Source organism: Intrasporangium sp., from assembly GCF_035280925.1.
Taxonomy (GTDB): Bacteria; Actinomycetota; Actinomycetes; order Actinomycetales; family Dermatophilaceae; genus Intrasporangium.
On record NZ_DATEEY010000136.1, the window covers coordinates 1 to 11,467 of the forward strand.

An 11,467-nucleotide genomic window follows, 5' to 3' on the forward strand; every position below is an offset into this window, starting at 1 on the left:
GGACGACACGCGATGGGGGTGGACCACTACCCTCACAGGCATCAGGGCTCCGGACGGAAGGCACTGGACATGCAGCTCGGTCTCATCGGTCTCGGCAGGATGGGCGGCAACATGCGCGAGCGGCTCCGCGCCGCCGGCCACGAGGTCATCGGCTATGACCGCAACCCCGACGTGACCGACGTCCCGACGCTCGAGGCGATGGTCGATGGCTTGTCCGCGCCACGTGTCGTGTGGGTCATGGTGCCGTCCGGTGATCCGACGCGAGACACCGTCGCCCGGCTCGCCGAGCTGCTCGCCTCCGACGACCTCGTCATCGACGGGGGCAACTCCAGGTTCACCGACGACTTCGAGAACGCCAAGCTCCTCGGTGACAAGGGGATCGGGTACGTCGACTGCGGCGTCTCCGGCGGGGTCTGGGGGCTGGAGAACGGCTATGGCCTGATGTGTGGCGGCGACGACACGTGGGTGGAGCGGGCCATGCCGATCTTCGACGCCCTGCGTCCCGAGGGCCCGCGCGAGGAGAGCTTCGTCCACGTCGGCGATGTGGGGGCCGGGCACTACGCGAAGATGGTGCACAACGGCATCGAGTACGGCCTGATGCACGCCTATGCGGAGGGCTATGAGCTGCTCGAGGCGAAGGACATCGTCAAGGATGTGCCGGGCACGTTCAGGGCATGGAGCCGTGGGACGGTGGTGCGCTCCTGGCTGCTGGACCTCATGGTCGACGCCGTCGAGGAGAACCCGCACCTCGGCAACGTGTCCGACTACACCCATGACTCAGGCGAGGGTCGGTGGACCGTCGAGGAGGCGATCGCCCTGGGCGTCCCGATGCCGGTCATCTCAGCGTCCCTCTTCGCCCGTTTCGCGTCCCGCCAGAAGACGTCGCCCGCCATGCAGGCCGTCGCGGCGCTGCGTGGCCAGTTCGGCGGGCACCAGGTCATGACGATCGCCGAGGGTGACGCGCTCCGTGAGGGCGACGTGCCCCGGGAGCCGTCCAAGCGGGACAAGGTCGCGCACGACGTGCGCTCCTTCGAGGCCAAGGGCGATGCCAGCTCGCGGGCCTTCGGGAAGGCCTCACAGGCCAACGTCCAGGCCGCCCAGGAGGCCGTCAAGTCGGGCGCGCCGGCCGCCACGGAGCCGACGGACCAAGCCGACACGGCGCTCGGCACGGAGCGCTCGAAGCGCGCCGACTGAGCAGGCGTGCACGTCAGACACCTGACCCTGAAGGACTTCCGCAGCTATCCCAGCGCCGATGTCGCACTGTCTCCCGGAGTCACGACGCTCATCGGGTTGAACGGTCAGGGCAAGACGAACCTCGTCGAGGCGATCGGTTACCTGGCGACGCTCGGGTCGCACCGGGTGGCGACCGACCAGCCACTCGTCCGCTTCGGTGCCAGTCAGGGCATCATTCGCGCTGCGATCGTGCGCGACGGTCGCGAGACGATGGTCGAGCTCGAGATCACCCCGGGTCGGTCGAACCGAGCCCGTCTCGGGCGCGCGCCGGTCGCCCGGCCGCGCGACGTGCTCGGCACGGTGCGCACCGTCCTCTTCGCGCCCGAGGACCTGGCCCTGGTCAAGGGCGACCCCGCTGAGCGACGACGCTTCCTCGACGACCTGCTCGTGCAGCGCCAGCCTCGCTGGGCGGGCGTTCGGTCCGACTACGACAAGATCCTGCGGCAGCGCAATGCCCTGCTGAAGTCCGCGGCGCCGGTGCTCCGGTCCGGCCGGGGGGCGGCGCGTCCGCGCCCGGGTGAGCAACCGCTCGACGAGGCGCGTGACTCGGCGCTGCACACGCTCGAGGTGTGGAACGAGCACCTCTCCACCGTCGGTGCCCAGCTCCTCTACGCCCGTCTGCGACTGCTGCGCGACCTGCTGCCCGACGTCGGGGCGAGCTACGACGCGGTGTCGGCCAGCAACGCCCGGGCGACGGCGCGCTACAAGAGCTCGCTCCACGAGGAGGTCGCCGAGAAGATCGCCGCCGGAGAGGTACCGGAGATGGACCAGCTCCGGCAGGCCATGCTCGACAGCCTCGCCGCGGTTCGCCCGAGCGAGATCGAGCGTGGCGTGAGCCTCGTCGGTCCCCACCGTGACGATGTCGTCCTCACGCTCGGCGACCTCCCGGCGAAGGGCTATGCCAGCCATGGTGAGTCGTGGAGCTTCGCACTCGGGCTCAAGCTCGCGGCCTACCGCCTCCTGGCCCGGGACCTCGGGGACGACCCCGTGCTCGTCCTCGACGACGTCTTCGCGGAGCTGGACTCCGGTCGCCGGGAGCGGCTGGCCGAGCTCATCGGCGACTGCGAGCAGGTGCTCATCACGGCGGCCGTGGGTGCCGACGTGCCCGACCGGTTGCGCCGGCGCGGGCACACCTTCGTGGTCGAGCTCGGCCGGGTGCTGCCCGTATCGAGCCCGTCCGTTGAGTCGTCGGTGGAGTCGTCGGTGGAGTCGTCCCTGCAGGCGGCACCGGCGGAGGATGATGTGAGCAATGACTGACGAGCCCGACCCGATCGAGCCGCTCGGTGACGACACCCGCGTGGCGGACGCGGCCTCCGCCGCGCTGGCCCGGGCCCGGGCGGCCGCACGTGACCGCGGGCTGCGCCCCGGGATGAAGCCGCGACGCCGACCTCGTCCGGACAACACGGACCAGCTGCGGTCCGGCGCCGGCCGAGACGGCCGGGATCCGACCCTGCTCGGCGAGCAGCTCGACCGGCTGCTGGTCGACCGGGGCTGGAAGGTCGACGTCGCAGTGGGGTCCGTCATGGGCCGGTGGGCCGAGATCGTCGGTCCTGACATCGCGGCCCACGTGGAGCCGGTGACCTTCACCGATGGTGTGCTCACCGTGCGCGCCGACTCCACGGCGTGGGCCACCCAGATGAAGCTGCTCGCATCGTCGGTTCTCGCTCGCGTCGAGCAGGAGATCGGGGCGGGCGCGGTCAGCAAGCTCATGGTGCTCGGCCCGGCCGCACCGAGGTGGTCCAAGGGCCGGCACCGCTCCCCGGACTCCCGGGGCCCGCGCGACACCTACGGCTGACCCGCGACACCCCGCGACACCCCGCAACCACCCCGCGACACCCCGCAACACACCGAGTAGGTCACAACGCACCGGGATCCGATCCCGGTGCGTCGTGATCTACTCGGTGTGTTGCGGGTGGTGGGGTGGCAACGTGCCGCGGCCTCAGCGGGCCGCTGTCGGTCATTCGGCGCAGGATGGGCCCATGGACCACGCGACCCGGTGCTCGATCGTCCCGCCCTTCATCCTCGAGGCCCTGGCACAGAGCGACGACCCGGTCGTCGCCGAGTCGGCCAGCGAGGCCCTGGCGCATGACGAGCACTTCCGCTACTCCCGCCGCTCCGGTGGACGGCTGGCCCCGCCGCGAGACGTCAACGAGCCCGGCCCGCCCGTCCCGACCCCGCCCGCACCCGCCCCGCCGACCCAGCCGGGGCCCACGGAGCCGGAGCCCACGGAGCCGGCCCCACCGGCGCCGCTCGGCCCGAAACGGACCATCGGCGATGCCGAGGGCCGCCGCATCACCCCGGGTGAGAGGGTCCGTGCCGAGGGCGACCCAGCCACGGGCGATCCCGCGGTGGACGAGGCCTACGACGGACTCGGCGCGACGTGGGAACTGTGGTCAGCGGCATACGGCAGGAACTCCCTGGACGACCAGGGCATGCCCCTCCTGGCGACCGTCCACTACGGCGAGCGGTACGACAACGCGTTCTGGGACGGGCGGCAGATGGTCTTCGGCGATGGCGACGGGGTCGTCTTCGACCGGTTCACCAAGGCACTCGACGTCATCGGCCACGAGCTCGCGCATGGCGTCACCGAGCACACGGCCGGCCTGCTCTATCGGGGTCAGCCCGGGGCGCTCAACGAGTCGATCTCGGACGTCTTCGGGGTGCTCGTCAAGCAGCACTCCCTCGGCCAGACCGCGGCGGAGGCGGACTGGCTGGTCGGCGCCGAGCTGCTCCTGCCCGGCGTCCAGGGGCGCGCGCTCCGCGACATGCACCACCCCGGCACGGCCTTCGACGACCCCAACCTGGGCACCGACCCCCAGCCGGCGCACATGGACGACTATGTCGTCACGGACAGCGACTTCGGCGGCGTGCACATCAACTCGGGCATCCCCAACCGGGCCTTCGTCCTCGTGGCGCTCGCGATCGGTGGCCATGCCTGGGAGGACGCCGGGGGGATCTGGCACGCGGCGCTCACCGGTGACGGGATCCGCGCGGACTGCGACTTCGCCACGTTCGCCGACCTGACCTCTTCCGCGGCGGCGAAACGGCATGGCTACGGCTCTGTCCAGCACTCAGCCGTCCTGTCGGCCTGGCGCGAGGTGGGCGTCGTGAGGCAGGACGAGGAGCCCGTTCCCGCGCCGGCTCCGGAGGAGGCGCCCGGCCCGCCCAGCGGTCCGGCCCACGGCGAGGTCCCAGGGGCGGACGCGGACCTGCTCCTCCGTCGGACGGGAGGGTTCGCGGGGCTCGTCCGCGAGCGGCGCGTCACGATCGGTGACCTGCCCGAGCGCGACGCGCGCGACTGGCAGCACCTCCTCGCCGCGCCCACACTCCAACAGATCGCCGCGATCCCCAGCGGTGACCACCCGGACGCCTTCTGCTACGACATCGTGTGCCCCCAGGTGCGTGTCGACCTCACCGTCCCCGAGCCACACCTGCCGGAGGCGATCCACCAGCTCTTCGAGCGCACCCTGCTCGACGGCTGATTTCCAGATCATTCCGTATGCCGCTGAGCTCGACGCGTGCCACCAGCCGGCTCAGTGCGTGGCTCCGTTCCCCCTGTCCGGGCAACACACCCGGCTATCGTCTACTGACCCTTGGTGCAACAGGGGGGAGCACTCCGTAGGCGGGTGGGTTACGGGTCCGGGGGATCGCCGCTGGGACGCTCCGGGGGCAGGTCGTGATCCTCCCCCCGGAATCCGGGGTCTGCGGGCGGGAAAGTGGCCGTCCCGGGCCGCTGAGGGGCACTTTCCGGTCTCCGGGACCGGTAGAATAACGGGGTAGCGGCTCGGCGTGGACGTCGAGCCGCCCGCATGAGGTTCTAACGAGGAGAGACGTGTCAGACGCCGCGGAGACGACAGCCGACCAGATCAACACCCCAATCGTCGACAATCGTCCCAACGGAGTCGACTACGACGCCAGCGCGATCACCGTGCTCGAGGGCCTCGAGGCGGTGCGGAAGCGTCCCGGGATGTACATCGGCTCGACCGGGGAGCGCGGGCTGCACCACCTCGTGTACGAGATCGTCGACAACTCGGTCGACGAGGCGCTCGCCGGCTACGCCGACACGATCGACGTGACCTTGCTCGCGGACGGCGGTGTCCGGGTCAAGGACAACGGTCGCGGCATCCCGACCGACATCCACCCGGTGGAGAAGATCAGCGCGGTCGAGCTCGTGCTGACCCAGCTGCACGCCGGAGGCAAGTTCGGCGGCGGCGGCTACAAGGTGTCCGGCGGTCTGCACGGCGTCGGGTCGTCCGTCGTCAACGCGCTGTCCACGACGTTGAAGGTCGCGGTCCGACAGAAGGGCCACGTCCACCGGATGAGCTTCACGATGGGCGTGCCCGACGGTCCCCTCCGCCAGGAGGAGCCGACCGACGAGACCGGCACGACGATCACCTACTGGGCCAACCCCGGCATCTTCGACAGCGTCGACTACGACTTCGAGACCCTGCGGGCGCGGTTCCAGCAGATGGCCTTCCTCAACAAGGGGCTGACGATCAACCTCGTCGACGAGCGCGTCGAGCAGCGGCCCGACGGCGCCGGCGAGGTCGACCTCGATGAGATCGACAGTGACCTCGCCCAGGTCGTCGAGGAGGGTGACAACGGTCACGACGTGCCGGAGAGCGAGAAGCGGACGGTCACGGCGAAGAAGGTGACCTACCGCTACGACGGCGGGCTCGTCGACTACGTCAACCACCTCAACAGCTCCAAGCGCAGCGAGCCCGTGCACCCCGAGGTCATCTCGATCGACGTCGAGGACAAGGGTCGCTCGATGTCCCTCGAGCTCGCCATGCAGTGGACGAGCGCCTACAGCGAGTCGGTGCACACCTACGCCAACACGATCAACACGCACGAGGGCGGCACCCACGAGGAGGGGTTCCGCGCGGCGATGACCAAACTCATCAATGACTTCGCCCGCCGGCAGAACCTGCTCAAGGACAAGGACGAGAACCTCACCGGCGACGACGTCCGCGAGGGCCTCACCGCGGTCATCTCGGTCAAGCTCGCCGAGCCGCAGTTCGAGGGGCAGACGAAGACCAAGCTCGGCAACTCCAAGGTCAAGGGCTTCGTCCAGCGGGCGGTGTCGGACGAGTTCGGTGACTGGCTCGAGCGGCACCCCAACGAGGGCAAGGACATCGTCCGCAAGTCGATCCAGGCCGCGGCCGCGCGCATGGCGGCCCGCAAGGCCCGCGAGGCGACCAGGCGCAAGGGCCTGCTCGAGTCCGGCGGCCTGCCCGGCAAGCTGAAGGACTGCCAGAGCAAGGACCCGAGCATCTCCGAGGTGTTCATCGTCGAGGGCGACTCGGCCGGCGGCTCGGCGACCCAGGCGCGCAACCCCTTCACCCAGGCGATCCTGCCGATCCGCGGCAAGATCCTCAACGTCGAGAAGGCGCGGATCGACAAGATCCTCGCGAACCAGGAGGTCCAGGCCCTCATCTCGGCGTTCGGCACGGGCATCGGCGAGGACTTCACCCTCAGCAGGGCCCGGTACCACAAGATCATCCTCATGGCCGACGCCGACGTCGACGGCATGCACATCCGCACGCTCCTGCTGACGCTGCTGTTCCGGTTCATGCGTCCGCTCATCGAGGCCGGCTACGTCTACCTGGCCCAGCCGCCCCTGTTCCGGCTCCGGTGGAGCAACGCACCCCACCAGTTCGCCTACTCGGACCGCGAGCGTGACGGACTCAGGGAGATCGGCGAGGCCAACGGCTGGCGCCTGCCGAAGGACAACCCGATCCAGCGCTACAAGGGTCTCGGCGAGATGAACTACGACGAGCTCGGCACCACCACGATGGATCCCGAGACGCGGACCCTCCTGCAGGTGACGCTCGACGACGCGGCCAAGGCGGACGAGGTCTTCGCAGTGCTCATGGGCGAGGACGTGGAGTCCCGCCGCACCTTCATCCAGAAGAACGCACGCGACGTCAGCTTCCTCGACATCTGAGCCCGTCGAGTGTGCAGTTCGTGGCGGTCCGATGTGACTCAGCACCCGAGCGAGATTGGCACGAACTGCACACTCGACGAGAAGTGCACACTCGACGAGAACTCAGCTCAGCGGCATACGGCATCTGCATTGTTGAAAACTGATCCAACGACAAGGGAACTGACGTGAGTGACGACCTGCCTCCCATCGACGGCACCGAGCCTCCCGAGGAGGACCGCAGCCACGAGCAGGGGACCGCGCCGATCGAGCGCGAGCCCGGGCAGCACGACCGGGTCGAACCGATCGACCTGAACACGGAGATGCAGCGCTCGTACATCGAGTACGCCATGTCGGTCATCGTGTCTCGTGCGCTGCCCGACGTCCGGGACGGTCTCAAACCGGTGCACCGGCGCATCGTCTACGCGATGTACGACGGCGGCTATCGTCCCGACCGCGGCTACAACAAGTGCGCCCGCGTCGTCGGTGACGTCATGGGTCACTACCACCCACACGGTGACTCGGCGATCTACGACGCGCTCGTGCGCCTCGTGCAGGACTGGTCGATGCGGTACCCGCTCGTCGACGGGCAGGGCAACTTCGGGTCGCGCGGCAACGACGGCGCGGCCGCGGCGCGGTACACCGAGTGCCGGATGGCCTCGATCGCCATGGAGATGGTGCGGGACATCGAGCAGGACACGGTCGCCTTCGTGCCGAACTACGACGGCAAGACGATGCAGCCGTCGGTCCTGCCGTCGCGGTTCCCGAACCTGCTCGTCAACGGCTCCTCCGGCATCGCCGTCGGGATGGCCACCCAGATCCCGCCGCACAACCTGCGCGAGGTCGCCGAGGGAGCGCAGTACTACCTCCGCAATCACGACATCTCGCGGGAGGAGCTGCTCGAGGCCCTCCTGGGGATCATCAAGGGACCGGACTTCCCGACCGGCTCGCTCATCATGGGACACCGCGGGATCGAGGACGCCTACCGCACCGGCCGCGGGTCGATCATCATGCGGGCCGTCGTCAACGTCGAGGAGATCAAGAACCGGCAGTGCCTCGTCGTCACCGAGCTGCCCTACCAGGTCAACCCCGACCAGCTCGCGGTCAAGATCGCCGACCTCGTCAAGGACGGCCGGGTCTCCGGCATCGCCGACATCGCCGACGAGACGTCCGGGCGCACCGGCCTGCGGATCGTCGTCACGCTCAAGCGGGACGCCGTCGCCAAGGTGGTGCTCAACAACCTCTACAAGCACACCCAGCTGCAGACGACGTTCGGCGCCAACATGCTCGCGCTCGTCGACGACGTGCCACGCACGCTGCCGCTCGACGGCTTCATCCGCCACTGGGTCGACCACCAGATCGAGGTCATCCGGCGGCGCACCGAGTTCCGGCTGCGCAAGGCCGAGGCCGAGATCCACCTGTTGCGTGGCTACCTCAAGGCCCTCGACATGCTCGACGAGGTCATCGCGCTGATCCGCGGGTCGCGCACCGTCGAGAACGCCCGGGACGGCCTGATCGGGCTGCTCGACATCGACGAGACACAGGCCCAGGCCATCCTCAACATGCAGCTGCGCCGGCTCGCCGCCCTCGAGCGCGAGCGGATCCAGCAGGCGCACGACGAGCTCCAGGAGCTCATCGACGAGTACCACGCGATCCTCGCCTCCAAGGAACGGCAACGCCAGATCGTCTCGGAGGAGCTGCAGGGCATCGTCGACAAGTACGGGGACGAGCGCCGCACGCAGATAGTGCCCTTCGACGGCGACATGTCGATGGAGGACCTGATCCCCGAAGAGGACGTCGTCGTGACGATCACGCGGGGTGGCTACGCCAAGCGGACCCGCACCGACCTCTACCGGTCGCAGCGCCGCGGCGGCAAGGGCGTCAAGGGTGCCCAGCTGCGCGGCGAGGACGTCGTGGAGCACTTCTTCACCACGACCACGCACCACTGGCTGCTCTTCTTCACCAACCTCGGCCGGGTCTACCGGGCCAAGGCGTACGAGCTGCCAGAGAGCGGGCGGGACAGCAAGGGCCAGCACGTCGCCAACCTGCTCGCCTTCCAGCCGGGTGAGCAGATCGCGCAGGTCCTCGCGATCAAGGACTACGAGGCGGCCGACTACCTCGTGCTGGCCACGCGTGCCGGCCTGGTCAAGAAGACGCGGCTGCGCGACTACGACTCGAACCGCTCGGGCGGACTCATCGCGATCAACCTGCGCGATGGCGACGAGCTCGTCGGGGCCCGGCTCGTGGCACCCCAGGACGACCTGCTGCTCGTGTCGCGCAAGGGCATGTCGGTCCGCTTCACCGCGACGGACAGTGCCCTGCGGCCGATGGGGCGCTCGACATCGGGCGTGACCGGCATGAAGTTCAAGCGCGACGACACGCTGCTGTCGATGTCGCGCGTGCCGGACGGCTTCGAGATCGACGTGTTCGTCGTCTTCGAGAACGGCCTCGCCAAGCGGACCTCCGTCTCCGAGTACCGCGTCCAGGGCCGCGGCGGCTATGGCATCCAGGTGGCCCGGCTCTCCGAGAAGGGCGGTGACCTCGTCGGCGCCCTCACCGTCACCCCGAACGACGAGGTCATGGTCGTCATGGAGAAGGGCAAGATCGTTCGCTCGCGCGTCGACGAGGTCCGCCACACGAGCCGGAGCACCCAGGGCGTCAGGTTCGCGACGCCAGACCCGGGCGACTCCATCGTCGCCGTGGCACGCAACGCCGAGTCGGTCACCGAAGAGGAGCTCGAGGAAGTCGGCGACCTCGAGGGCACCGCACCCACGGCCCCGATAACTACGGTTCCGAGCACCGATGGCGTACCGTCGGACGGAAGCGATGACGCGACGACCCAGTCGTCAGACGGCGACAGTGGAGGTGACGAATGAGCACGCCCAGCTCTGAGGGCTACGGGACGAGCGGGTATGGCGGCTCGGGCCCCACGGGGACGTCGACCGACTCAGCGGCCTCGAGTGCCTACTCGGGTGACTACTACGGCACGTCGTCCTCCTACGGCTCGCCCTCGGGGCCAGGGGAGGCCACGCTCTCGCGAGGGGCGATCACCTCGCGCACCCAACCGACCCGTCCCGTGGGCGCCCAGCCCACGACGGCGTCGACGCCTGCCGCGAGACCTGCCGCGGCGCAGACCTCCGCATCGCGGACCAAGGAGGCGACTCGCAAGTCGAAGGGCCCCCGCCGGGTCCGCCTCGCCGTGGCCCGGGTGGATCCGTGGTCGGTCATGAAGATGAGCTTCCTGCTCTCGGTTGCCATCGGCATCGCCGGCGTCATCCTCACCGCGGTGCTGTGGATGATCCTGTCGACGATGAACGTCTTCGCCGACGTCGAGGGGGTCCTCCAGTCGCTCCAGACGGCCGGGGGCGCCGACAACTTCTCGATCCTCGACTACGTCGGCTTCGGTCGCGTCGTTTCCCTGTCGATCGTCATCGGCGTCATCGACGTCATCCTCATGACGGCCATCGCCACGGTCCTTGCCTTCCTCTACAACATCTGCTCGGCGCTCGTCGGCGGCATCCAGCTGACGCTCACCGACGACTGAGCCGGGCTGGGCGCGGGTGCGCGGACGGTCCCCGGCACAGCGGCATACGGCATGGGTTGGTCGTTTTTGAGGTCCCGCGCGGCATCCGGTAACGTTTGCCCTCGCGTCAGGGATTCGGACTCCGCGTGCGATCCTGGCTGCAAGAGGGTGACGATGGGCCTATAGCTCAGACGGTTAGAGCGCTTCCCTGATAAGGAAGAGGTCGGAGGTTCAAGTCCTCCTAGGCCCACCATCACCAGCCGTCACGAGAGGAACAGCATGATCAAGCGTCTTGCCCTCATCGGCGCAGCCGTCGCCGGGATCGTCCTCCTCCGCAACAAGGTCCGCCAGCAGCAGGCCGAGCAGGACCTGTGGAACCAGGCCACCGACGACGTCGCGGCGGAGCCTTCCGCGACCCCCGCTCCGACGCCTGCTGCACCAGTTCCGGCACCGGCTCCGGCCGCTGACCAGGACAGCCCTCCCGCAACGTCCTGACGATCCCGCGGGCCCTCGCGCCCCACACGGGGCCATGGCGCAATTGGTAGCGCACCTGCTTTGCAAGCAGGGGGTTAGGGGTTCGAGTCCCGTTGGCTCCACCATAGGTCAGAGGCCCTTTCTTTTGGGAAGGGCCTCTTTCGTACCCGTACCTCAGAGAAGTACTGCAGTGGCTGAACTGGGTCTTGGCCGAGGGTTGACGCCAACCGCAGACCACCCCTTTCGGTGCACCTCCCATCGAAGCCGCCGGCGCCTCCGCGAGCGGGCTGCAGTCGAGCTTCCTCCGCCGTTCG

At 69.1% G+C, this 11,467-nt stretch carries 8 protein-coding genes and 2 tRNA genes; all 10 read left to right on the forward strand.

Going from position 1 to position 11,467, the window contains the following annotated elements; translation table 11 throughout:
* Positions 1-69: 69 nt before the first annotated feature.
* The 10 genes from gnd to VJN29_RS13070 all read left to right on the forward strand — a co-directional run bounded on the left by gnd (position 70) and on the right by VJN29_RS13070 (position 11,278).
* Positions 70-1,194 (forward strand): phosphogluconate dehydrogenase (NAD(+)-dependent, decarboxylating), encoded by a 1,125-nt coding sequence (gene gnd, locus VJN29_RS13025; RefSeq protein WP_414654363.1) that lies wholly within the window; start codon positions 70-72, stop codon positions 1,192-1,194.
* A gap of 6 nt (positions 1,195-1,200) precedes the next feature.
* The gene (recF, locus tag VJN29_RS13030; RefSeq protein WP_324144060.1) at positions 1,201-2,490 is read left to right on the forward strand and encodes a DNA replication/repair protein RecF; all 1,290 of its coding nucleotides are present in this window, start codon (positions 1,201-1,203) and stop codon (positions 2,488-2,490) included.
* A complete protein-coding gene (locus tag VJN29_RS13035; protein ID WP_324144061.1) occupies positions 2,483-3,028 on the forward strand; it encodes a DUF721 domain-containing protein in 546 nt (181 codons plus the stop codon). The genes recF and VJN29_RS13035 overlap by 8 nt, the downstream gene beginning before the upstream one ends.
* A gap of 184 nt (positions 3,029-3,212) precedes the next feature.
* Positions 3,213-4,715 (forward strand): protealysin inhibitor emfourin, encoded by a 1,503-nt coding sequence (locus VJN29_RS13040; RefSeq protein WP_324144062.1) that lies wholly within the window; start codon positions 3,213-3,215, stop codon positions 4,713-4,715.
* A 350-nt stretch (positions 4,716-5,065) separates the two neighbouring features.
* Positions 5,066-7,180, forward strand: coding sequence for a DNA topoisomerase (ATP-hydrolyzing) subunit B (gene gyrB / locus VJN29_RS13045; RefSeq protein WP_414654364.1), 2,115 nt, complete (start codon positions 5,066-5,068; stop codon positions 7,178-7,180).
* 164 nt (positions 7,181-7,344) lie between these two features.
* The gene (gene gyrA, locus VJN29_RS13050) at positions 7,345-10,032 is read left to right on the forward strand and encodes a DNA gyrase subunit A (protein ID WP_324144063.1); all 2,688 of its coding nucleotides are present in this window, start codon (positions 7,345-7,347) and stop codon (positions 10,030-10,032) included.
* Positions 10,029-10,700 (forward strand): DUF3566 domain-containing protein, encoded by a 672-nt coding sequence (locus tag VJN29_RS13055; protein ID WP_324144064.1) that lies wholly within the window; start codon positions 10,029-10,031, stop codon positions 10,698-10,700. Before gyrA ends, VJN29_RS13055 begins: the two co-directional genes overlap by 4 nt.
* Positions 10,701-10,855: 155 nt before the next feature.
* Positions 10,856-10,932: transfer RNA gene (locus tag VJN29_RS13060), tRNA-Ile, on the forward strand.
* Positions 10,933-10,958: 26 nt separating this feature from the next.
* Complete coding sequence (locus VJN29_RS13065; protein ID WP_324144065.1) at positions 10,959-11,174, forward strand: DLW-39 family protein; 216 nt, start codon at positions 10,959-10,961, stop codon at positions 11,172-11,174.
* A gap of 28 nt (positions 11,175-11,202) precedes the next feature.
* Positions 11,203-11,278: transfer RNA gene (locus tag VJN29_RS13070), tRNA-Ala, on the forward strand.
* Positions 11,279-11,467: the final 189 nt, after the last annotated feature.